Origin of the sequence: Pseudomonas sp. R19M, assembly GCF_050312585.1 — a bacterium.
Taxonomy (GTDB): domain Bacteria; phylum Pseudomonadota; class Gammaproteobacteria; order Pseudomonadales; family Pseudomonadaceae; genus Aquipseudomonas; species Aquipseudomonas palleroniana.
Map to the genome: position 1 here is coordinate 24,881 of NZ_JBNPJV010000094.1, position 21,382 is coordinate 46,262.

The window sequence follows — 21,382 nt, forward strand, 5'->3', positions numbered from 1 at the left end:
CCAACGGGCGCTGAGCAGCCCCTAGAGTACCGCCCCCATCGCCTTGATCAACACCGGGTCGCGCCCATAGATATCGGGCGCGTACACCAAGCCACCCTGACGATCCACCTCAACCGTCCAATACCCCAGCAGCACCGGCACAGGTGTGGCCAGCCTGAACTCATGGGTCACGCCGGTGGCCAGCAATTCGTCGGTGCGCGTCCGTTCGGCCGGGCTCACCAGCAGGTCGCGCAACAGCAACGGTTGCTCCACCCGCACACAGCCTGAACTGAACGCTCGCGGCCCTTTGGTAAACAACGGCTGGCTGGGCGTGTCGTGCAGGTACACCGAATACGGGTTGGGAAAGCGCATCACGATCCGGCCCAACGGGTTACGCGGGCCGGCGTCCTGGCGCAGAAGAATGTTGCCCGGGCGCGACCAGTCCACCTGGTCTGCCGTCAACGGATGACCTTGGGCATCGAGCACCTGCAAGTTTTGCTGGCGCAAATATTCGGGGTTCAAACGAATGGCCGGGAGTTTGTCCTCGCGCATGATGGTCGGCGGGATGGTCCAGGTGGGGTTGAGGGTCAACCGGGTGATGCGCGACTTGAGCAGCGGCGTCTGGCGTTCGGCGCGGCCCACCTGCAGGCGCGTCTGCCACACCGGGATACCGCTTTGGTAGACGCTCAGTTGCGCCGCCGCGACGTTCACCACCACCCCTTCGGGTTCCAGGTCCTGGGCCAGCCAGCGGAAACGCTCGAGGTTGATGCGCAGTTGTTCGCGACGCATGGCCGGGCTGATATTGAGTTCGGCGACGGTCCCCGCGCCGATCACGCCATCCGCTTGCAATGAGTGGCTGGCCTGGAACGCCTTCACCGCCTTGACCAACTCGTCCCGGTACTGCTTGCCGTTTCCGGGGCTCGCCTTGGCCAGGTAGCCGCCGCTGAACAAGCGGCGCGCCAGTTCCGGCACACGCGGGTCTTCCATGCCGGGGCGCAGCAAGGGGCCGTTGGCGACCGGGTCCCAATGCGGCAAGGGTTGCAGGCGCACGGTCGCGTAAGCATTGCGCAGGCTGCGATACAAATCCGCGCTGGGGCGGGCCTGATCGAACGCTTGCGCCATGTCTTGCAACCCCGTGGCGGCAAACGCCAGCACCACGGTGTCCGGGTCACGGGCCGGCGGCAGCGCATGCCATAGCGGCTCGAACCGCGATTGCTGCAGGCGACCGTAATGCAGGTCCTGCAGGGCTTGCAGGTACTGGCGGCTACTGTCGATATCACTGCACAGCACGTTGGCCGTGGCGTCTACGGCAGGCAGGCTATAGTGGGTGGGGTCCAGGCCATCGTCGGCCAGCAACTGCAGCTGGGCCTGCAACGCTGAACGGCGTTCACCGCTTGCCCACAACGGAGCGTCGCCCTGCTGCTGGTAGAACGCCTGCAACCGCAGCAGTGCGGCAGCGTCGATGCGTGGCGCCAGGTCGGGACAGACGCTGGGCAATTGCGCCAGGGCCAGCTGGATCGGGCTGGATGGTGCAACGGGGACTGCGTCTGTCGGCAACAGTTCGGCTGTCGCGACCAGTGGTGCAACGAGCAAGCAAATGCTCAAGTAACATGCGTGTTTTTTGAACAATGACTTTGCTCCAATCCACAGTGGGGGGATGTACTGTAGATGCTGACTTTTATCCGTCGCCTCGGCCTGGCTGCCATGAGCCTGGCTGTATTGAGCCAGGCTGCGATCGCCGCCAATGGCAATCCTCCCTCCCTGTATAACAGCCTGGCGCGCTCGGCTCCAGAACTCAATCCCACCGTATTGAAAAGCGCCCTGAGCGCCGTGCAGTGTGCGGTCAATAATGGTGAAGAACGCTCCGATCGCCTGGCGGTTATCGACTACTCGCAACCCTCGACCGCTCGTCGCCTGTGGATCTTCGATTTGCGCAAGAAAACCCTGGTGCTGCGTGACCTGGTGGCCCATGGCGCAAAATCCGGGGAAAACTTCGCCACGCAGTTTTCCAACCGCGAGGGCAGCCACCAGTCCAGCCTGGGGCTGTTCCGCACCCAGGAAAGTTACCTGGGCACCCACGGTTATTCATTGCGCATGGACGGCCTGGAGCCCGGTTTCAATGACCAGGCCCGCGACCGTGCGCTGGTGATTCACGCCGCCGACTACGTCAACCCGGCCTGGAGCAAACGCGAAGGCCGCATCGGTCGCAGCCAGGGTTGCCCGGCCGTACGCCCGCAAGTGGCGCGTCAGGTGGTGGACAAGCTCAAGGATGGGCAATTCATGTTTTCCTGGTACCCGGACCGGCATTGGCTGAAGTCCTCGACCTACCTCAATTGCAAACCCCAACAGGTGGCCAGTAGTCGTACAATCCGTGGTGGATAGCCTGTCCCCACCGATAAAAGAGAGCGCCGCATGCTTCTACACAAGTCCACCTGGATCGAAATCGGGCAGTTTCTGGAGCGCAGCCGCACGGTCGTGATCCCCATTGGTTCCAATGAACAACATGGCCCGACCGGCCTCCTGGGCACCGACTGGATGTGCCCGGAGATCATCGCCCATGAGGCACAGAAGAACGCCGACATCCTGATCGGCCCCACCTTCAATATCGGCATGGCCCAGCATCACCTGGGCTTTCCCGGCACCATCTCGCTGCGCCCTTCCACCTTTATCGCCGCGATTGGCGATTGGGTGCGCTCACTGGCCGGGCACGGTTTCGAGAAGATCCTGTTTCTGAACGGCCATGGCGGCAATATCGCCACCATCGAGGCCGCGTTTTCCGAACTGTATGCCGAGGCCAGCTACGCCCGTCGCGAAGCCGGGTTTGCGCTGAAGCTGGTGAACTGGTGGGACCTTGAAGGTGTCGGCGATCTGGCGCACCGCCAGTTCCCGGTGGGCCATGGCAGCCATGCCACGCCGTCGGAGATCGCGGTCACGCAGTGGGCGTATCCGGAGTCGATCAAGTCAGCCGATTATTCGCCGCAGATTGCCAACACCGGTCCGATCCGCGAGGCGCTGGACTTCCGCGCACGCTTCCCCGACGGACGCATGGGCTCGGACCCGGCCCTGGCGACCGTGGAAAAAGGCGGTGAGTTGGTGGCGCTAGCGGCCAAGGGCCTGGTCAGGGCGGTCGACAGTTTCAGCAGCGAAGCGAAACCCTGAGCCCTCCCCCTGCGACCCTTGTAGTGAGCGGGCTTATCCCGCGCTGGGTTGCGTAGCAGCCCCAAAACCAGGCGCCTCGGTCTTTCTGAAACACCGCAGCGGCAGGGTTTAGGGCGGCTTCGCCACCCAGCGCGGGGCAAGCCCGCTCACTACAGGTTACTGGCAGTCTTTGGCTGCCTGTTCCAGCCGGGAGGGCGTGATCGCCGATGCCAGCGGCTTGCGCTCATACAGGAACACTTTGGTGCCGTCCTGGGACTTGTAGGCTTCCAGCACATCATCAGCAGCGAACTTGCTGGTCAGCAGCACCTTGGCGTGGCGCGAGTTCTGCGTCACGGTGGAGGTGATGCCGTGCTTTTCAAGCGTGGGCAATACGCACTGCACATAGCCTTCAGGCGTCTTGCTGGTTTGCAGGGTCAAGGTCGGAGCATTGGGTGCGGAAACACAACCGGTCAGTCCCAAAGAAGCAAAGGCCAGGGCCGGGGCGAAAAAAGAGCGCATAGAAATTCCTGAAAATAACTGAAAAAAGTTCACATCAACCCGCTCGGACCAACGCCTTGAGCGACACATCAAACTGCCTCAAGGCATCTTGCTGCACATCGCGCTGCTGCTCGATCTGCGCGGCGATCTCGGGCGCCGCCTTGTCATGCACCCACACCGATGACACCTGCTTGTGCACCGAACCTTCGGCCTTGGCGATGTATTGCAAGTCCGCGTCATAGAACCGTGCGGTAAAGCTTGCTTCCACCCAGTCGTTGCGCGGGGTCAGCAGTTGGTTATGGGTATCGAGCATCACCACTACGTCCGGGTGCGCCTGCACCAGCTCATCCAGGCTGCTATAGACCGTGACGGACAAAAAAGTGCCCTGCAGCGAACCCAATAGCCAATCGATGGCCAACTCCGGATCGGAGCTGTTGACGAATGCCTCGCGGATACGTCCGTCAAGGGCATCCTTGGCGCCGTTCATGGCCATGGCGTGGTAGCGCTCAAGGTAGCGGAGGTTGTCGCGGGTGTTTTCGCTGTACAACACCCCCACCGACTGCGCGTGCGCCAGGGAGTCTACGCTACCCACGAGTGGCAGCAAATGGCCCGTACGCAGTTCATCGGCACTAACCGGGGTGGTCATGACCACCGAACCCAGCATCAACATCATCAAACCCAGTTGGATTATCGTCCTCATCGCGCATTTCCTTGAGCAGCGTCTCGATGGTGCAATTCTCCCCTTTTCCAGCAAAAACAGAACTTGCGATCCTTGATGGTGACTATCATTTGAACCGATAGTGTTACACCGCCCGCTTTCAATAAAACTTATAAGGACCACGCCATGAAGCCGCACCAGAAAACCTTCGACCGCATTCGCGAAGCCGTACTGCCGGAGTTTCGCGAGCGGGTCGCCGATTACCTGGTCGATTATGAAGCCGTGCTGCAGGACGAAACGGCCGACGCCGACGAGCGCTACGCCAGCGCCCAGCAACTGCGCGGTTACCTGCGTGGCTTGAACACCACCCGCGTGCTGGGCATGGCTGATTGGGAAGACCTCGACCGGCGTGTCGCCCACGAATGGCTGGCGCCGCTTACAGCGCCGGGCGTTGCAGGTTGACCCAGGCCTGCACTGACGGGCGCTGCCACTGACGCTCGGCATACGCCACCAGCTCGGCCGGCACCTGGTCACCATTGAGGATCAGCCGGTTGAGCATCACCGCCAGGTCCACATCGGCAATCGACCACTCGCCGAACAAGTACGCCGCGTTGCCCGCCAACAACGTCTGCGCCGCACTGAGCAACTTGTGCGCAGCGGCTTGCGCCACGGGCGACAGGGGCGGCATTTTCGCGCCGTAAAACACCACCAGCGTCGAGCGTTCCTGACGAATCGGCAGCAAGTCGCTGCGCAACCACGCCTGGACTTGCCGCGCCCTCGCCCGCTGCCTGGGGTCAGCCGGGTACACCGGCGTCCCGGGGTAGACCTGTTCGAGGTATTCAGTGATCGCCGAGGACTCCGACAGGGCAAAGTCACCGTCCAGCAACGTCGGCACGCGCTGCGTCACCGACAGCTCGGTGTAGTCCTTCGCCTGTTGTTGTGCGGCGTCCAGGTCCAGGGTACGGGTGTCGAACGCCAACCCCTTCTCGTGCAGGCTGACGAATACCGACATCGCATAGGGGCTGGTGAATTGAGCGTCAACGTAAAGGCGTAACGGCTGCATGGCGAGTCTCCTTGGGTGAAGTGCCACGCTACGAGATATGCGTTGGTAAAGAAAATGCAGGTTTTTTATGGGGGCATTCCTGGCAGGAATAGCACGGGTAGTGGCAATATTATGGCTATTCGCGATTTCTCGACATTGCTCCCCCTTCGTGGCCTTCAAGGAATGAATAGCACATGAAACAAGCGGTTGTGGTCATCCACGGCATCGGCGAACAGCGCCCGATGGACACCCTGCATGGCTTTGTGGACGCCATGATCCCGGCGAACACGCCCGACGCAAAACCCTTCTACTGGAGCAAGCCGGATCGGTTGTCGCGCAATTTCGACCTGCGCGTATTGAAGTCGCCAGGCCGCACGTCCACCGACTTCTACGAATATTATTGGGCCCACAAGATGCAGGGCACCAAGCTTGGCCACCTGCTGAGCTGGTTGTGGGACCTCTTCAAGCGCCCGCGCCGGGATATTCCCGACGCGATCGTGCCGATCTGGCGCACCACGCGCTGGACACTACTAATACTTTTGCTGCTGATCGCCAGCGGCACCCTGGCCACGACCTGGGGCCGCTTCGATCACACCGACAACCCCTTCGCGCTGGTGCCGTTGCTACTAGGCGCCATCGGCCTCGGATTACGCTATTCCGCCCTGTCCTACCTGGGTGATGCGGCGCGATACCTGAGCCCCAACCCGCAGAATGTCGTGGTGCGCGAACAGATCCGCGCCGATGGCGTAGCGCTGTTGCGCGCCCTGCATAACCAGGGTGACTACGACCGGATCATCGTGGTCGGCCACAGCCTGGGCAGCGTGATTGCCTACGACATCGTCGGTTACCTGTGGCACGAGCATCACGATCAACTGAACAAGGTCATCCCCAGCAATCACGAATTGGCCAGACGCTACGCCAACCACGAACCGCTGCAACCGGTGCTCAAGCAAGCGCTGCCCGATGCCGGCGCGGCCCTTGATGGCGGCCTGGGCAGCACCCTGAGATTTCGCGAACAACAGGCCGCGGCCTTTATCGAACAACGCAACCTGGGCAACCCCTGGCGTATCACCGACCTGGTCACCGTGGGCAGCCCGATGGCGCATGCCAGCCTGTTGCTGGGCCGCAGCGTCAGCGACTTCCAGCAACGCATGGAGCGTCGTGAAGCCCCGGCCTGCCCGCCCACCAAGGATGACCAAGGCTACGGTTACAGCGCCCGCCAACCGGTCACGCTCGGTGGGCAGGCTTTCACCCCGCTCTACCTGCACCATGCCGCCGCGTTTGCGGTGACGCGCTGGACCAACCTCTACTTCCCCGCACCTTACGGCCTGTTTGGCGACATCGTCGGCGGCCCGGTCAAGCCGGTGATGGGCAATGGCGTGCTGGATTTGCCGGTCACTGTGGGTCGCTGCAAAGGCTGGCTCGCACGCTCCTGGCTCAGCCACACCCACTATTGGAGCGAGCGCAGCGGCGCCCAGGGCTACCTCGGCGCATTGACCCAGGATGAACACGCGATCAGCCAAGGCCCCCGTCCTTCGGCCACCGAGGCCCTGCGCTGGGCGATCGACCTCAAGGGTCTGCGGCGATTTCGCTCGACCGAGCCCCTGGAAACGGCGGCCCCCGCCAAGGCTTAACCCGCAAAACCACCCGCCTTGAGGAACGCCTGCTCTGGTTCGGTGGTAGCCCTGGCCAGCACCGCGTTGCGATGGGGAAAACGCCCGAACCGTTCGATGATGTTCGCGTGCTCCTTGGCCCAATGAAAGGTGCGGGCATCCAGTTGCTGATTCAGCGCCACCGAGCGCTGCTGATCCGCCGGGTCCTCGGAATGCTCGAACGGCAAATAACAGAACGCACGTAGCTCAGGTTCGATCAGGGTATCCAGCCCCGCGTCCACCATGCGCCGGGCATACAGCCGCGCCAGGGGGTCGGTGGCGAACATATGCGCGGTGCCGCGAAAGGCATTGCGTGGGTATTGATCCAGCAGAATCAGCAAGGCCAACGCGCCCTCTGCCGACGCCAGCCAGTCTTCCAGTTCGCGACGGGCGGCCTGCATATGGGTTTCGTAGAAGGTGTCGCGAAAGGCCGCGTCAAACGCAGCGTCCTTGGCGAACCAACGCTTGGGTCCGGCCCGTTTCCAAAATTCAACGACCGCCTCGGCCGGTTGTGCAGGCATGCTCATCACTCTCCCCCTGGGTCAAACCACGGATTCCATCGCTTGACCCTAACAGCAAAGGAGCGGCGCGATAGTGAGACAAACTCATACTATTTGAGACAAACACAAGTTCTCCTCACGTTGCACTCAGATGCCTGTAAAACGCGAGAAACATGAAATAGGCACAGACCGCCAGGGTCACACCCATGCAGCGATTGAACAGCGTGAACGCCGACGCGCCATTGATCCGCCGCCCCAACAAAGCCCCGAGCAACGCATACATCCACGGCGCGCCGAACGCTGCGAAGGCCAACGCGGCAGAAACACTGGCAATGGCCAGCCCGGTGATATGCGCCGCCGGCAACATCACGCTGGTGATCGGCAACACCGCCATGATGCCCTTGGGGTTGAGCAACTGGATCACCAGGCCATTCCAGAACGTGAGGGTTTTGGCCGGTGCCGTTGAAGTGTCTTCATCCACTACCGTACGGGCGGTGAACACCTGATAGGCGAGGTACAAGGTGTACACCCCGCCCACCAGGGAAATGTACGGCAATGCCGCGTGGGAAATAATCGCTTCGCCGGTGTAGCCAAACAGCACGAACAACACCAACATCGCGCACCCCACGCCGGCGAAGAACCCGGTAGAGCGACGAAACTGACCGGTGAGCCCGGCGTTGAGGCCCATGAAATTCACCGGGCCAGGGCTGTACATGACGCTGAAGGCGTAGAGGAAGATATCCATGGGGAACCTGCGGTAAAAAGAATGCCTTGAGTCTACTGAGGGCGATTGGCAACACTCTTGTACGTTTGTGGTCGTTGTAGTGAGCGGGCTTGCCCCGCGCTGGGCGGCGCAGCCGCCCCAACCCCAGGCACCTGGGGCTTCCTGAAACACCGCGGCGATAGGGTTTAGGGCGGCTACGCCACCCAGCGCGGTGCAAGCCCGCTCACAACAATGGGTTTACATCAGGGGAATCGAATAGCTCACGAACAAGCGATTCTGATCCTGGTCCCTGGCCACTTCACTGCGTGACATACCGTTACGCCAGCCGAACCCGACGTTCTTGAAGGTGCCGCTCTGCACCACATAATCCAGGGAAATATCACGTTCCCATTCGCTGGCATCCTGGCCGCTGGCGGTCTGGATATGGTCACCCTTCAAGTACATCACCGAAGCCTTCAAGCCAGGTACACCCAAGGCAGCAAAGTCATAGGCGTATTGCGCAAACGCGGTGCGCTCGCCCGCCTGGATGAAGGTCTGCACGGTGCGGTCGGTGTAGAGGTACAGACTGGAACCACCCTCGCCTTTGTTCACCAGGCCACCCTGGTTGAGTTGGGCGAAGTTGCTGTCGTCTGACACCTGCTGGTAACCCGCGGTGATCGCGTGCGGGCCCAGGGAGTAGATGAACGCCGCGCTCCAGGTGTTGTTGTCGATTTCACCGCTGCCGTTTTTGGTATAGCCGCCGAACTTGTAGCCCTCGGCACGGCCGGCGGCGCTGCTGTTCTTGCCGTCGGAGGTGGTCTTGAAGTAGCGCAGATCCGTCTTCAGCGAGCCGTAGTCACCCAGCGGCAACACATGGATCAAGCCGGCGAAGTGCTGTTGGTAATAGTCTTCGAGGTTGGCGTAGTAATACTGGACCATCAGGTCCTTGTTCACTTGGTAGTCGGCACCGGCGTAGTTGAATTTATTGCTTTCCCGGGTACCGCCCGCCGCCGCCAGGCCGCTGCTGTCGCTGGAGCCACGGCCGGTGGTGTGTTGCAGTTGGCCGCCGATGAGGGTCAGGTTGTCGATGTCCTTGCTGGTGATTTGCCCGCCCTCGAAGGACTGCGGCAACAGGCGGCCATCGTTACTGACCAGGATCGGCAGGTTTGGGCGCAGGTAGCCGTAACGCGCTTCGGTCTTGGCAAAACGCGCCTTGGCCGTCGCACCGCCACGGGCCCAGTTGTCGGTGGCCTTGCCGTCATCGCTGGGGATCATCGAGCTGCCGACGTGGCGCCCGGCGCCACTGTCGAGGGTCACCCCGAGCATGCCGACCGCATCCAGGCCGAAGCCGACGGTGCCGTCGGTAAAGCCCGATTGATAGTTGAGGATAAACGCCTGGCCCCACTCTTCGGTCTTCGACGGTGCGGCGGCGCCGTCACGGTTGTCGTTGTTGAAGTAGAAGTTGCGCAGGCCCAGGTTGGCTTTGCTGTCCCCCAGGAAATCAGCCGAGGCCAAGGGGCTCAGGGCCAGGCCGAGGCCGCCGGTCAATACGCTTAATACATTCAAAGTAGCTTTCATCAGGACGAACTCCGGCGCGGAATCCAGGTTCCGGGCGCAAAAAATAAGCAGCAGGATGCACGCGACCGCACTTGAATGGGCCGGTGCGCTAACGAACGGTCAGAGACTTAGTTGAGCGAGTGAACCTCCGTAAGACCTCAGTCAATCAATCCATGGGCGTCATAAAACGGATACGGTCCCGGGTATTCCCCGAACACGCCGTTGTGGCTGATCAAGCCGTGTTGCGCATCCCAGCGATGCAACAGATAACCCGCCGGCTCCAGGTTGAAATGCGCGGGCGCGGCGTCTTGCAAATCCAGCACGATCTGGTGGGACGTGCCGGGACATACACAACTGAGGCTGCCACCGAAACGCCGCTGCATGGGACGGTGCAAATGCCCGCATAACAGGCGCTCGACTTGCGGATGGCGCGAGACGAGTTGTTCCAGGGCTGCGGCATTGATGAAGGGCTCACGGTCCATATGGCCGATGCCGCTGATAAACGGCGGGTGGTGCAGGATCAGCAAAGTCGGCGCGTGCGGGCGTAACGACAATTGCTCGTCGAGCCATTGCAACTGGCTGTCCAGCAACTGGCCGCCATGGCCGCCGGGAATCGTGGAGTCAAGCCCGATCAAACGCAGCGGATATTCATCCACCACCCAATCCAATGGGCCATCCGCCGACACCGGCAGGTAGGCATGCTCGGGGAATGCATCCAACAGCGCCCCGCGGTTGTCATGATTGCCGGGCACCAGGTAGCACGGCATGAGCAGGCGTGCGAGTTCGGGGCGCAGCACGGCGTATTCATCGGCGCGACCAAAGTCCACCAAGTCGCCGCTGACCACCACGATGTCGGGCCGTGGGTGGCTGGCGTTCAAATGGTCGACGGCACGGCGCAGCGCGCCCAGGGTATCGACTACGCCATAGGTGAGGCGCTGGCCGGCTTTGAGGTGCAGGTCACTGATCTGCGCGACTAGAAACGGACGATTCAACATAAATTCTCAAGCATTCAGGGTGAACAACATGTGCGGCGCGATCGCCAGGGCAATCGGCGCGCCAACGGCATGCAACTGGTTATCCTGGCTGTCGACCAGCAGCGGTTGCGGGCCGCCCACTTCGACGATCAGGCGGCTTTGCGCGCCCAGGAAAAACTGCGCCACCACGTGGCCGTACAAGTGCCCTTCGCCTTCCATCACCCGCAGGTGTTCGGGGCGGCAATACACCGTGCCGGGCTGGTCGGGCGCCTGCCACGGCAGTTCACCGCCACACACTTTCAGGCCGTGCGGCGTTTGCCCGAGCACCGAGAAGGCATTGAGGTTGCCGACAAACCCGGCGACGAAGGCGTTGGCCGGCTTCTGGTAGATGTCGCGGGGGCTGGCCAGCTGGGCGACACGGCCGTGTTCCATCACCAGGATGCGATCGCCCAGAGCCATGGCTTCGCCCTGGTCGTGGGTGACAAACACGCTGGTGATACCGAGGCCACGCAGCAGTTCATTCAGCTCACTGCGCAGGCGTTCACGCAGTTGCGCGTCGAGGGCTGCCAACGGCTCATCCAGCAGCAACACCTTCGGGCGTGGCGCCAAGGCACGGGCCAGTGCCACCCGCTGACGCTGGCCGCCGGAGAGTTCGTGAATGCTGCGTTTGCCGTGGTGCTGCAAGCCCACCAGTTCCAGCAACTCTTCGCAGCGTTTATTGCGCTCGGGCGCCGACAGGCCGCGAATCTTCAGGCCATAGACAATGTTCCCGGCCACATTCAGGTTGGGAAACAACGCATAGTTCTGGAACACCATGCCCACGTCGCGCCGCTCGATGGGCAGGCGGGTAACATCCTGATCGCCGAAAAACACCTGGCCCACATCCGGGCGCTCAAGCCCCGCGATCAGGCGCAGCGTGGTGGTTTTGCCGCATCCGGAAGGCCCGAGAATCGCCAGGGTTTCACCGCCTTCGACGGTCAGGTTCAAGTCATGCACGGCCACGGTGCCGTCGGCGAACGCCTTGCGACAGCCTTTCAGATCAAGGGTGATAGCGGTCATCGACGCTCTCCACGGGACAAACGAGCACTGATGGCCTGCAACGCAATCAACAGCGGCACGATCATCAGCAAAAAGATAAGGGTGTAGGCACTGGCTATTTCCAGACGCGCCGAGGCGTAGCTGTCGGCCAGGCCAACGGGCAAGGTCTTGGTCATCGGTGTGTGGAGCATCCAGGTCAGGTTGAACTCACCCAGGGACAGGGTGACCACCATCAGCACACCCGCGAGGATCCCTGCCCGGCAATTGGGCACCACCACGCTGAAGAAACGCTTGAGCGGCCCCGCGCCAAGGCTTGCGGCGGCCTCCTCCAGCACCGGCAGTTGCTGGCGCTGCATCACCGCCATCACCGGGCGGACCAGGAACGGCAAGGTGAACAGCACGTGGCCGACCAGGATGAACAACCAACTGCTGCGAAAGCTGCCGAACTGGCCATAGGTCAGCAGCAACGCCAACGCACTGGCCAACCCCGGCATCGCCACCGGCAGCACCATCAATTCTTCGAAGCCGCGGCTGAAGCGGTTGTTCATGCGCACCAGGGCATAGGCCGCAGGTACGCCAATCACGCAGACAACGACCGCGCAGGCCAGGGCCAGTTGCAGCGACAACCACACCGTGGGCGAATAGGCCTGCCACACCTGGAGCAACCAATCGAAGGTCAAGCCGCTGGACAAGCCCACGAAGAAGTTGCGCGTCAGCCCGGCCAGCAACGACATCAGCACCGGCACCAACATGAAGGCGCATACCAGTAGGGTGAACAGCAATTGAATGACAAACAGCGATGAACGCTTCACAGCACAGTCCCCGAGTTCTTCACCAGGCGTCGCGTGAGCAACAACACCGCCCAGGTCACCGCGCCGAGCACCACCGACAGCGCAGCGGCGACGGCAAAGTTGGCGTAGTTGGTGAATACGTTGTAGATCGCCACCGGGGTGACATTCAGTCGTGTGCCCAAGGTAAAGGCCGTACCGAAGGCCCCCATGGACGTGGCAAAACAGATCGCCCCGCAGGACGCCAACGCGGGCGCCAGGCCCGGCACGATCACATCGCACACCACGCGCCAGTGCCCGGCGCCCAGCGAGTGGGCCGCTTCTTCCAGGCTGCGGTCGAGGCTCTCGCACGCCGCCATCACCGTGAGGATCACCCGTGGGATCGAGAAGTACAGGTAACCCACGAACAGCCCCGCCAGCGAGTAGGCAAAGATCCAACGCTCACCGGCCAGTTGCAGGCCCAGTGCGGCGAACAGTCCTTGGCGCCCGGCCAACAGGATCACCAGGAACCCCACGACCACGCCGGGAAACGCCAACGGAAAGGTGAGCAACGCGACCAGCGCCGAACGCCCGAAGAATTGCTGGCGAGCGAGGAATACGCCGCTGATGCCACCGATCACCAGCGCGACCGCTGTCACCACCACGGCCAGGACCAGGGTTTGCCCGAGGCTGCCCAGATACTGCGCGCTGCTGAGCACCTGCCAGTAACCACTGCCCTGGCCGTCACGGCTCTCGGCGCCGAGCAGCATCAGGTGCGCCAGCGGTAATAACCAGAACGCGAGCAGTAGCGCGAGGGCCGGCGCGAGCGGCCAGATCATGCGTTTTGCTGCCACTTACTTGACCTCGTTCAAATAACGGGCGGCAAAAGCTTCCTGCACGGCGGCCATTTTTGCGTAGTCCACCACCCCGGCGCGGGCGTAGTCGCTGTCGGGCAGGAACTGCGCGGCAACATCGGCGGGCATTTTCATCGCCCGTACCGGGCGCAGGTAAGCCTTGGCCCAGAGTGCCTGGCCTTGGTCCGACAGCACGAAATCGAGGACCTTCTCGGCATTGCCGCGGTGCGGCGCGTTGGCGACCAGGCTCATGACATACGGCACGCTGATGCTGCCTTCCTGGGGGATCACGAAGGCGACATTGGCCTTGTCCTTGTAGCGCGCACGGTAGGCGTTGAAGTCGTAGTCCACCAGGATCGGCAACTCGCCGGACAGCACCCGTGCGTACGCAGTTTGCTTGGGCACGATGGGGGCGTTTTTTGCCAGTTTCTGGAAGTAGTCGATGGCCGGGGCGAAGTTGTCCAGGTCGCCGCCCATGGCGCGGTTGATCGCGACCGCCGACACGTAGCCGACGAAAGCGCTGGACGGGTCAAGGTAACCGACCATGCCTTTGTATTGCGGCTTGAGCAGGTCGGCCCAGCTTTGCGGCACCGGCAGGCCACCGAGCGCATCAACATTGACCATGATGCCCAAGGTGCCGGAGTGGATCGCGAACCAGTGACCGGCCGGGTCCTTCAGACCGGCTGGGATTTGTTCCCAGGCCTTGGGCTTGTAGGCATCGACTACGTCGGCCTTCTGCGCCTGCAGGCCGAACGTCACTCCGTAGTAGACGACGTCCGCTACCGGTGCGGCTTTTTCAGCCACCAGTTGCGCCAGCGACTGCCCGGAATTTTTGTTGTCCAGCGGCACGTGCACCCCCGTGCTGTCGGCGATGGCCTGCAGCTGCGTGCCCCAATCGGCCCAGTCCGGCGGGCAGTTGTAGCAAATCGCGGTCTCGGCGGCCTGGGCCAGGCTGGCGGTGCCGAACAGCAGCACGGCGGCCAGGGTTTTACGCAGTGTGCGCATTTTTAAGAGTCTCCTGATGGGGTTGAGTACTTTCGCCCGGCCGGATATGGCAAGGCAGGCAATGGGACGTCGGGGCAAGACCTGCGATCTGCGCCAACAATTGGTCAATCACGGTGCTGGCGAGCAGCGCGATGGGCTGCACCACGCTGCACAGGGTCGGGTGCATCTGGGTACCGAGGGCAATCCCGTCAAAGCCCATCACCGACAACTGTTCGGGCACGTTCCAGGCGTTGCGGCGCAGCTCGGCGATCAGGCTGATGGCCAGGAAGTCGTTGGAACACACCAGTGCGCTGGGCGCCTGAGCGCCTTGCAGAAACGGCGCGATGACCGCGTATTCGGCCTGGGTGTGGGCGGGCATTTCGATGACCGGACGGATGCGCAGGCCGTATTCCTGCATCGCGTCGCAATAACCGGCGTAACGCAAGCGCGCACGGTCCGACTGCAACGCGGGACCGGCGACCATGCTGATGCGTCGGTGGCCCGCCTCGAGCAAATAGCGGGTGGCCAGCGCCATGCCCGCGCGGTTGTCCACCGACACAGCGCTGTAATCGGGATTGCCCGGTTGGTGATACGCCAGCACAAACGGGGTTTTCTCGGTATTCAGGCTACTGAGCACCGCATTGCTTTCGGCATCGGTGACGGTCAGCACCAAGCCGTCGACCCGTTGGCGCAGCAGCTCTTCCACCACACTGCTTTCGCGCTCGCTGCTGTAGTCGGTGGTCGCCAACAGCAGGCTGTAACCGCGCAGCCGTGCCGCACGCTCCATGGCCTGGAACTGTTCGGCGAACACCGGGTTGAGCAAGTTGGGCACCACCACGCCGATCAACCGGGTGGTTTGCAGGCGCAGTTGGCGGCCCAGCAGATTGGGACGGAACCCCAGCTCACGGGCCGCGGCGAACACCTGTTCACGGGTGGCCGGTCGCACCTGGTCGGGGGAAGCAAAAGTGCGCGCGGCGGTGGCGCGTGATACGCCAGCCAGCCTTGCTACGTCTTTCAGGTCAGTCATTGTCGCTCGCTTGAGATCGATCTCATTGGCGAGGACAGTAGCGGCGCAATGTGGCAGGACGGTGCCAGGAAGATGAAGCTTTTATGGCGATGGGGGTGCAGCGCGCCCTGCAACCCATCGTTTTACTTATCATTGAAATAGCGCGATGCGGCTGTTTCAGCTACTCGGCGATTTTCATACTCGTACTTCCTCCCCCGTAAGGAAATACGTGATGTCACCGATGAGCATGCTACTGGCCCACTTCGCCGCACTCGCTGCCACCCTGCTTGGCATCGGCAGCCTTACCTGGCTGATCGCCTCGCTCGGGCGCCTGTGGCTTTAAGCCGGAATGTCGGCACTCAACGCCTGGATCAGCGCCTGCGCCTGAGCATCGCGCTGCGCGGTATACAGCACCACCTCACGTGCGGGCAGCGGTGGCAGATCAAAGCGCTGCTGCGCATCCACGCATCCCTTCGGCGCCATACGCTCCACCATCACCCCTACCCCGATTCCAGCGACCACCGCAGCACCGATGGCAAGAATTCCGCTGCCGACGAATGCCTCCTCCCAGGCGCGGTTGCACAGTTGCAGCGCGCTCAGGGCCATACTGCGCATCCCGCAGGGCTCGGGCTGGATAGCCAATGGCAACGCATCACCCCGGCGCAGCGTGAAGCCCTCGGCGGCCATCCAACCGAAATGCTCGACCCCCACCACTTCTCCGTCCTGGCGCCGATTGTCATGGCGCAGGATCATTGCCACATCCAATTTGCCCTGCTCATAGTTCACCAGCATGTCACGCGAGGTGCCCAGGCTGAATGCAACCACCACCTCAGGATCGACGCTGGCCAGGCGGCGCAACCAGACACTGAGGTCGGCGCCCACGATGTGATGGCTGACCCCCACGCGCAAGGTGCGCTTCTGCCGCCCAAAGCACTTCAATGTGTTCTGGTAGTGATCGAGCAATTGTCGGGCATTGGCCACAAACATCTGGCCATGGGCAGACAACGTAACCTTGCGCGGCGTGCGCTCCAGCAACTTATGGCCGAGGGTTTCTTCCAGGCGCTTGATCTTCAGGCTGATGGCCGCCTGGGTGCCGCCAATCACATCGGCGGCACGGGTAAAGCTCTGGAGTTCGGCAACCAGGACAAACGCCTGGATAGCTTCTATGTCGGGCATTTTCATAAAGACGTGGGCGCAGGCTGATTCAGAGGAGCAGACGTTAGCACGCCGGGGAGCTTGGGTTGAGCCCTTCGGTTTGTTCGGCGAACGCAGGTATTCAGGTTGAGGCGTTGTGCAGCAGTCCTTCATCAATCGCTATGGCGATAATGTCTTTTGCGGGCACCTCGACCCAGGCGGCCGCGTCAGGCGCTCCCGTTGTCGCCAACCATCGCCCGACCATCTGATGACCCAACGCGTACCCCAGCCATCTGGGCTTGTCTCCCGTGCCGAAAAACCACGCGTTGTGATCATAGTAAGTCGCTTCAAGCTCACTCAGGCTCACCGGCGCAGCTTGCAGTGCTTCGAGGCCATGCGCGCACTCCCAAGGCTCCGGCTCGCTACCCAGTACATGCTGCACAAACTGCCCGGCCAGCCCTTCGCTGACCAGTGCTTCACCCAGCGTCCAGCCGTAACCCGGCCCCGCCATGCGCAGGCAATGATGCACCTCGTGAACGATATGCCGACGCACGGCCCCGCCTTTGAGGCTGGCGGCAAAATTCGGATTGTCGGGATCCAGGGTCATGGAGAACATCGTGCTGCGGTAGGCTCGCCCGACCAGACCGAGTTCAGCGATGGTTTCGCCGGGCAATCGCTGGACCAGCACATCCAGTCGCGGCGGCGGCATACGGCGGGCAATCGCACGGTAGGCCAGCTCGAACTCCTCCTTCAACACCTGATGAAACTCTGCCAGGGAGCCAGACGCCTCCAGCCAGTGCAACGTCCATGCATCCATCATGACCTCCCGTCGACAACTCCAGGACCACGTGCCCAGGCGGACCATCATAGCGATAGAAAGTCACACAAGCTGCGTAACTTGCAAACGCGCGCGGTGAATTCCGCTCGCTAACCTTTCGATCTGATCCAAGTGCGGGCACAATGCGTGTCCTTTTTTGGCAGGCACCGCCGCAGGCTCTCAAAAATGATCAAAACGCCGTACTACCTCATCGATAAACAGAAACTTCTGGTCAACATGCAGAAGATTGCTTACGTGCGCGAGCAGTCCGGCGCCAAGGCGTTGCTGGCCCTCAAGTGCTTCGCCACCTGGTCGGTGTTCGACCTGATGCAGCAATACATGGACGGCACCACCTCGTCGTCGCTGTATGAGTTGAAGCTCGGTCGCCAGAAGTTCGAAGGCGAGGCGCACGCCTACAGCGTGGCCTGGGCCGACGATGAAATCGAAGAGATGCTGGATAACTGCGACAAGATCATCTTCAACTCCATCAGCCAACTGCAGCGTTTTGCCGAGCGCAGCGAAGGCAAGACCCGCGGCCTGCGCGTCAACCCGCAAGTGAGCAGCTCCGACTACCTGCTGGCCGACCCGGCGCGTCCGTTCAGCCGCCTCGGCGAGTGGGACCCGGTGAAGATCGAAGGCGTGATCGAGCAGATCAGCGGCTTCATGTTCCACAACAACTGCGAGAACGGCGACTTCAGCCTGTTCGACAAGATGCTGGGCACCATCGAAGAACGCTTCGGTGAGCTGCTGCACAAGGTCCAGTGGGTCAGCCTCGGCGGCGGCATCCACTTTACCGGTGAAGGCTATGCGCTGGACGCATTCTGCTCGCGCTTGAAAGCCTTCTCCGAAAAATACGGCGTGCAGGTGTACCTGGAACCCGGCGAAGCGGCGATCACCAACAGCGCCTCCCTGGAAGTGACCGTGCTCGACACCCTCTACAACGGCAAGCACCTCGCCGTGGTAGACAGCTCCATCGAAGCCCACCTGCTGGACCTGCTGATCTACCGCCTCAACGCCAAGCTGGCGCCGAGCGAGGGTGACCACACCTACATGGTGTGCGGCAAATCCTGCCTGGCCGGTGACATCTTCGGCGAGTATCAATTTGATCGTCCGCTGGCCATCGGCGATCGGCTGTCGTTCATCGACACCGCAGGCTACACCATGGTCAAGAAAAACTGGTTCAACGGCCTGAAAATGCCGTCCATCGTAGTGAAACAACTCGACGGTACTGTCGAGGTGGTTCGTGAATTTGGTTACGACGACTACCTGTCCAGCCTTTCGTAAGCTGGCGGATAAAGGAGAGATAAAGCAATTGAAAAAGAACGTTCTTATCATTGGTGCAGGAGGTGTCGCCAAGGTGGTGGCCCACAAGTGCGCGCAGCACAACGACGAACTCGGTCGTATTGCTATCGCGTCGCGCAACATCTCCAAATGCCAGGCCATCATCGACAGCGTCAAGGCCAAGGGTAGCCTCAAGGTTCCCGCCGACATCCAGGCCTTCGCGCTGAACGCCCTGGACGTGGAAGCGACCAAGGCCCTGATCCGCGAGACCCAATCGCAGATCGTCATCAACGTAGGTTCCGCGTTCCTCAACATGTCGGTGCTGCGCGCTTGCATCGATACGGGCGTTGCCTACCTCGACACCGCCATCCACGAAGAGCCGGGCAAGGTCTGCGAGACCCCGCCGTGGTACGGCAACTACGAATGGAACCACCTGGAAGAGTGCAAACAGAAGAACATCACGGCCATCCTTGGCGTGGGCTTCGACCCGGGTGTCGTCAACGCGTATGCCGCGCTGGCGCAGCAACAGCATTTTGACCGCATTGATTCGATCGACATTCTCGACGTCAATGCCGGCTCCCATGGCAAATACTTCGCCACCAATTTCGACCCGGAAATCAACTTCCGTGAGTTCACCGGACAGGTGTGGAGCTGGCAGAACAGCCAGTGGACCAGCAACACCATGTTCGAAGTCAAGCGCACTGACGACCTGCCCGTCGTCGGCTCGCAGAACCTGTACCTGACCGGCCACGATGAAGTGCACTCGCTGTCGAAAAACCTCGACGTGCCCAATGTGCGTTTCTGGATGAGCTTCGGCGAGCACTACATCAACGTGTTCACCGTACTGAAAAACCTCGGCCTGCTTTCGGAAAAGCCGGTCACCACCGCCGAAGGCGTGGAAGTGGTGCCATTGAAAGTGGTCAAGGCCGTGCTGCCCGACCCGTCGTCGCTCGCTCCGGGCTACACCGGCAAGACCTGCATCGGTGACCTGGTCAAAGGCACCAAGGATGGCCAGCCCCACGAGATGTTCATCTACAACGTGGCGTGCCATGAAGAAGCCTTTGCCGAGACGGACAGCCAGGGCATCTCCTACACCGCAGGCGTGCCACCGGTAGCCGCCGCGCTGCTGGTTGCCCGTGGCGAGTGGGATGTGAAACACATGGTCAACGTCGAGGAACTGCCGGCTGAGCCGTTCTTGAAGGCGCTGGACGTGATGGGGTTGCCGACCCGTATCAAGGATGAGCACGGTGATCGTGCGTGGGATGCGATTGCTTGATAGCGATTGCTGACTGAACAAAAAATGCGCCCTCAGGGGCGCATTTTTTTTGGGTGGAGCCCCCATCACGCTGAGATGATCGTTCCCACGCTCTGCGTGGGAATGCCGCCTGGGACGCTCCGCGTCCCATCAGTTAGTGCGAGGTTGAATCACGCGCAGTGGTGACGCGGAGCGTCACGGGATGCATTCCCACGCAGAGCGTGGGAACGAGCTCAACAACTCAAAACACCTACCATGATCGTTCCCACGCTCCGCGTGGGAATGCCGCCTGGGACGCTCCGCGTCCCGTCGCTTAGTACGAGGTTCGAATCACGCGCAGTGGTGACGCGGAGCGTCACGGGATGCGTTCCCACGCAGAGCGTGGGAACTATCTCACTCACCTAGCGGCGTGAGCGTGGACGGCACCAGGCGCCTGAGCTATCTTCGGGCGCCCTCCCGACAGACCCGGAACAGGAAGTTACCGCTTGAGCACATCGTCCCTACTGCGAGGCCGCACCTTCGCCCTCCTCGCCGGCATCACCTTTATTGCCGTGGACCAGTTGGTGAAACTTCTGGCTTTGGTTTCACTACAAGCCAACAGTTTCAAAATCGGCTCCACCCCGTTCAACCTTGCGTTGGAGCTGAGCCTGAATCCCGGCGCATTCCTGAGTCTGGGCGCTGCCCTCCCCCCTCAGGTCAAACAACTGGTTTTTATCGTGGGGGTTGCCGTCGTGGTGGCCTGGGCGATGGGGTGGTCGCTGTCCAACTGGAATCAACCCCTGCGTAAAGTCTTGCCGCTTTATGCCATTGCCCTCGGTGGTATCGCCAACTTGATCGACCGTGTCTTTCGCGACGGTCATGTCGTTGACTACATGGCGTTGAACGTGGGGCCGACGCATACCGGGGTGTTCAATATCGCAGATATTGCGATTACCGCCGGGGCGCTGTTCTTGATGGTGGATCTGTTTGTAAAACGTAAGGCCTGAGGTAACAGCTCGTTCCCACGCTCTGCGTGGGAATGCCGCCTGGGACGCTCCGCGTCCCGTCGGTTAGTACGAGGCTTGAATCACGCGCAATGGTGACGCGGAGCGTCACGGGATGCGTTCCCACGCGGAGCGTGGGAACGAGCTCGACACCGACATGATCGTTCCCACGCTCTGCGTGGGAATACCGCCTGGGACGCTCCGCGTCCCGTCGGTTAGTACGAGGCTTGAATCACGCGCAATGGTGACGCGGAGCGTCACGGGATGCGTTCCCACGCGGAGCGTGGGAACGAGCGCGACACCGACATGATCGTTCCCACGCTCTGCGTGGGAATGCCGCCTGGGACGCTCCGCGTCCCGTCGGTTAGTGCGAGGCTTGAATCACGCGCAATGGTGACGCGGAGCGTCACGGGATGCGGTCCCACGCGGAGCGTGGGAACGAGCTCGACACCGACATGATCGGTCCCACGCTCTGCGTGGGAATGCCGCCTGGGACGCTCCGCGTCCCGTCGGTTAGTGCGAGGTTCGAATCACACGCAGTGGTGACGCGGAGCGTCACGGG

At 61.8% G+C, this 21,382-nt stretch carries 22 protein-coding genes; 7 read left to right on the top strand and 15 right to left on the bottom strand.

Annotated elements, in window-relative coordinates; genetic code table 11:
• Positions 1 to 21: 21 nt before the first annotated feature.
• Entirely contained in the window at positions 22 to 1,608 is a 1,587-nt protein-coding gene (locus tag ACQRBT_RS24665; protein ID WP_161549458.1) for a L,D-transpeptidase family protein, read from the bottom strand.
• A gap of 39 nt (positions 1,609 to 1,647) precedes the next feature.
• On the opposite strand from ACQRBT_RS24665, the gene ACQRBT_RS24670 reads away from it, so the two are divergent.
• Positions 1,648 to 2,361, top strand: a complete 714-nt coding sequence (locus ACQRBT_RS24670; protein WP_060757185.1) for a murein L,D-transpeptidase catalytic domain family protein — start codon at positions 1,648 to 1,650, stop codon at positions 2,359 to 2,361.
• A gap of 30 nt (positions 2,362 to 2,391) precedes the next feature.
• Positions 2,392 to 3,138, top strand: coding sequence for a creatininase family protein (locus ACQRBT_RS24675; RefSeq protein WP_060757186.1), 747 nt, complete (start codon positions 2,392 to 2,394; stop codon positions 3,136 to 3,138).
• A 156-nt stretch (positions 3,139 to 3,294) separates the two neighbouring features.
• Here the strand turns inward: ACQRBT_RS24675 and ACQRBT_RS24680 are convergent, their stop codons facing one another.
• Together ACQRBT_RS24680 and ACQRBT_RS24685 are read right to left on the bottom strand one after the other, a co-directional pair.
• On the bottom strand, positions 3,295 to 3,636 hold the full coding sequence (locus tag ACQRBT_RS24680) for a hypothetical protein (RefSeq protein WP_090371598.1): 342 nt from the start codon (positions 3,634 to 3,636) through the stop codon (positions 3,295 to 3,297).
• Positions 3,637 to 3,670: 34 nt separating this feature from the next.
• The gene (locus tag ACQRBT_RS24685; RefSeq protein WP_060757188.1) at positions 3,671 to 4,315 is read right to left on the bottom strand and encodes a hypothetical protein; all 645 of its coding nucleotides are present in this window, start codon (positions 4,313 to 4,315) and stop codon (positions 3,671 to 3,673) included.
• Positions 4,316 to 4,459: 144 nt separating this feature from the next.
• On the opposite strand from ACQRBT_RS24685, the gene ACQRBT_RS24690 reads away from it, so the two are divergent.
• Positions 4,460 to 4,735 carry a hypothetical protein gene (locus tag ACQRBT_RS24690; protein WP_411985562.1) on the top strand — a complete coding sequence of 92 codons (276 nt, stop codon included), beginning with the start codon at positions 4,460 to 4,462 and terminating at the stop codon, positions 4,733 to 4,735.
• Here the strand turns inward: ACQRBT_RS24690 and yfcF are convergent.
• Positions 4,710 to 5,336 carry a glutathione transferase gene (yfcF, locus tag ACQRBT_RS24695; RefSeq protein WP_411985563.1) on the bottom strand — a complete coding sequence of 209 codons (627 nt, stop codon included), beginning with the start codon at positions 5,334 to 5,336 and terminating at the stop codon, positions 4,710 to 4,712. The two genes, ACQRBT_RS24690 and yfcF, sit on opposite strands and share 26 nt — an antisense overlap.
• A 173-nt stretch (positions 5,337 to 5,509) precedes the next feature.
• Between yfcF and ACQRBT_RS24700 the strand changes: the two genes are divergently transcribed.
• Positions 5,510 to 6,949 (top strand): hypothetical protein, encoded by a 1,440-nt coding sequence (locus ACQRBT_RS24700; protein ID WP_412046786.1) that lies wholly within the window; start codon positions 5,510 to 5,512, stop codon positions 6,947 to 6,949.
• Here the strand turns inward: ACQRBT_RS24700 and ACQRBT_RS24705 are convergent.
• From ACQRBT_RS24705 to ACQRBT_RS24755, 11 genes are all read right to left on the bottom strand, one after another.
• Complete coding sequence (locus ACQRBT_RS24705) at positions 6,946 to 7,488, bottom strand: DUF924 family protein (protein WP_412046860.1); 543 nt, start codon at positions 7,486 to 7,488, stop codon at positions 6,946 to 6,948. The two genes, ACQRBT_RS24700 and ACQRBT_RS24705, sit on opposite strands and share 4 nt — an antisense overlap.
• A 115-nt stretch (positions 7,489 to 7,603) precedes the next feature.
• Complete coding sequence (locus tag ACQRBT_RS24710; RefSeq protein ID WP_244698519.1) at positions 7,604 to 8,212, bottom strand: LysE family translocator; 609 nt, start codon at positions 8,210 to 8,212, stop codon at positions 7,604 to 7,606.
• A 216-nt stretch (positions 8,213 to 8,428) separates the two neighbouring features.
• Positions 8,429 to 9,748: an OprD family porin gene (locus ACQRBT_RS24715; RefSeq protein WP_090371606.1), complete on the bottom strand. Its 1,320-nt coding sequence runs from the start codon at positions 9,746 to 9,748 to the stop codon at positions 8,429 to 8,431.
• Between the two features lie 137 nt (positions 9,749 to 9,885).
• Positions 9,886 to 10,719 carry a phosphodiesterase gene (locus ACQRBT_RS24720; RefSeq protein WP_090372435.1) on the bottom strand — a complete coding sequence of 278 codons (834 nt, stop codon included), beginning with the start codon at positions 10,717 to 10,719 and terminating at the stop codon, positions 9,886 to 9,888.
• A 9-nt stretch (positions 10,720 to 10,728) separates the two neighbouring features.
• On the bottom strand, positions 10,729 to 11,760 hold the full coding sequence (locus ACQRBT_RS24725; protein ID WP_412046785.1) for an ABC transporter ATP-binding protein: 1,032 nt from the start codon (positions 11,758 to 11,760) through the stop codon (positions 10,729 to 10,731).
• Entirely contained in the window at positions 11,757 to 12,551 is a 795-nt protein-coding gene (locus ACQRBT_RS24730; RefSeq protein ID WP_412046784.1) for an ABC transporter permease, read from the bottom strand. Before ACQRBT_RS24730 ends, ACQRBT_RS24725 begins: the two co-directional genes overlap by 4 nt.
• Positions 12,548 to 13,345: an ABC transporter permease gene (locus ACQRBT_RS24735; RefSeq protein WP_161549519.1), complete on the bottom strand. Its 798-nt coding sequence runs from the start codon at positions 13,343 to 13,345 to the stop codon at positions 12,548 to 12,550. The genes ACQRBT_RS24730 and ACQRBT_RS24735 overlap by 4 nt, the downstream gene beginning before the upstream one ends.
• A gap of 15 nt (positions 13,346 to 13,360) precedes the next feature.
• Positions 13,361 to 14,365 carry an ABC transporter substrate-binding protein gene (locus tag ACQRBT_RS24740; protein ID WP_060757198.1) on the bottom strand — a complete coding sequence of 335 codons (1,005 nt, stop codon included), beginning with the start codon at positions 14,363 to 14,365 and terminating at the stop codon, positions 13,361 to 13,363.
• On the bottom strand, positions 14,349 to 15,371 hold the full coding sequence (locus ACQRBT_RS24745; protein ID WP_244698514.1) for a LacI family DNA-binding transcriptional regulator: 1,023 nt from the start codon (positions 15,369 to 15,371) through the stop codon (positions 14,349 to 14,351). Before ACQRBT_RS24745 ends, ACQRBT_RS24740 begins: the two co-directional genes overlap by 17 nt.
• Before the next feature lie 318 nt (positions 15,372 to 15,689).
• Positions 15,690 to 16,526 carry a LysR family transcriptional regulator gene (locus tag ACQRBT_RS24750; protein WP_411985568.1) on the bottom strand — a complete coding sequence of 279 codons (837 nt, stop codon included), beginning with the start codon at positions 16,524 to 16,526 and terminating at the stop codon, positions 15,690 to 15,692.
• A gap of 100 nt (positions 16,527 to 16,626) precedes the next feature.
• Entirely contained in the window at positions 16,627 to 17,301 is a 675-nt protein-coding gene (locus tag ACQRBT_RS24755; RefSeq protein WP_411985569.1) for a DUF2268 domain-containing putative Zn-dependent protease, read from the bottom strand.
• Positions 17,302 to 17,487: 186 nt separating this feature from the next.
• Between ACQRBT_RS24755 and ACQRBT_RS24760 the strand changes: the two genes are divergently transcribed.
• From ACQRBT_RS24760 to ACQRBT_RS24770, 3 genes are all read left to right on the top strand, one after another.
• Positions 17,488 to 18,585, top strand: a complete 1,098-nt coding sequence (locus ACQRBT_RS24760; protein WP_060757202.1) for a carboxynorspermidine decarboxylase — start codon at positions 17,488 to 17,490, stop codon at positions 18,583 to 18,585.
• A gap of 28 nt (positions 18,586 to 18,613) precedes the next feature.
• Complete coding sequence (locus tag ACQRBT_RS24765) at positions 18,614 to 19,858, top strand: saccharopine dehydrogenase family protein (RefSeq protein WP_060757203.1); 1,245 nt, start codon at positions 18,614 to 18,616, stop codon at positions 19,856 to 19,858.
• Between the two features lie 464 nt (positions 19,859 to 20,322).
• A complete protein-coding gene (locus ACQRBT_RS24770) occupies positions 20,323 to 20,823 on the top strand; it encodes a signal peptidase II (protein ID WP_412046783.1) in 501 nt (166 codons plus the stop codon).
• Positions 20,824 to 21,382 lie beyond the last annotated feature (559 nt).

Coding starts and splice junctions, on each gene's coding strand:
- ACQRBT_RS24670 (WP_060757185.1), top strand. CDS start 1,648: ATGCTGACTTTTATCCGTCGCCTCGGCCTGGCTGCCATGAGCCTGGCT.
- ACQRBT_RS24710 (WP_244698519.1), bottom strand. CDS start 8,212: ATGGATATCTTCCTCTACGCCTTCAGCGTCATGTACAGCCCTGGCCCG.
- ACQRBT_RS24690 (WP_411985562.1), top strand. CDS start 4,460: ATGAAGCCGCACCAGAAAACCTTCGACCGCATTCGCGAAGCCGTACTG.
- ACQRBT_RS24760 (WP_060757202.1), top strand. CDS start 17,488: ATGATCAAAACGCCGTACTACCTCATCGATAAACAGAAACTTCTGGTC.
- ACQRBT_RS24735 (WP_161549519.1), bottom strand. CDS start 13,345: ATGATCTGGCCGCTCGCGCCGGCCCTCGCGCTACTGCTCGCGTTCTGG.
- ACQRBT_RS24745 (WP_244698514.1), bottom strand. CDS start 15,371: ATGACTGACCTGAAAGACGTAGCAAGGCTGGCTGGCGTATCACGCGCC.
- ACQRBT_RS24685 (WP_060757188.1), bottom strand. CDS start 4,315: ATGAGGACGATAATCCAACTGGGTTTGATGATGTTGATGCTGGGTTCG.
- ACQRBT_RS24755 (WP_411985569.1), bottom strand. CDS start 17,301: ATGGATGCATGGACGTTGCACTGGCTGGAGGCGTCTGGCTCCCTGGCA.
- yfcF (WP_411985563.1), bottom strand. CDS start 5,336: ATGCAGCCGTTACGCCTTTACGTTGACGCTCAATTCACCAGCCCCTAT.
- ACQRBT_RS24675 (WP_060757186.1), top strand. CDS start 2,392: ATGCTTCTACACAAGTCCACCTGGATCGAAATCGGGCAGTTTCTGGAG.
- ACQRBT_RS24680 (WP_090371598.1), bottom strand. CDS start 3,636: ATGCGCTCTTTTTTCGCCCCGGCCCTGGCCTTTGCTTCTTTGGGACTG.
- ACQRBT_RS24740 (WP_060757198.1), bottom strand. CDS start 14,365: ATGCGCACACTGCGTAAAACCCTGGCCGCCGTGCTGCTGTTCGGCACC.
- ACQRBT_RS24705 (WP_412046860.1), bottom strand. CDS start 7,488: ATGCCTGCACAACCGGCCGAGGCGGTCGTTGAATTTTGGAAACGGGCC.
- ACQRBT_RS24715 (WP_090371606.1), bottom strand. CDS start 9,748: ATGAAAGCTACTTTGAATGTATTAAGCGTATTGACCGGCGGCCTCGGC.
- ACQRBT_RS24725 (WP_412046785.1), bottom strand. CDS start 11,760: ATGACCGCTATCACCCTTGATCTGAAAGGCTGTCGCAAGGCGTTCGCC.
- ACQRBT_RS24700 (WP_412046786.1), top strand. CDS start 5,510: ATGAAACAAGCGGTTGTGGTCATCCACGGCATCGGCGAACAGCGCCCG.
- ACQRBT_RS24750 (WP_411985568.1), bottom strand. CDS start 16,526: ATGCCCGACATAGAAGCTATCCAGGCGTTTGTCCTGGTTGCCGAACTC.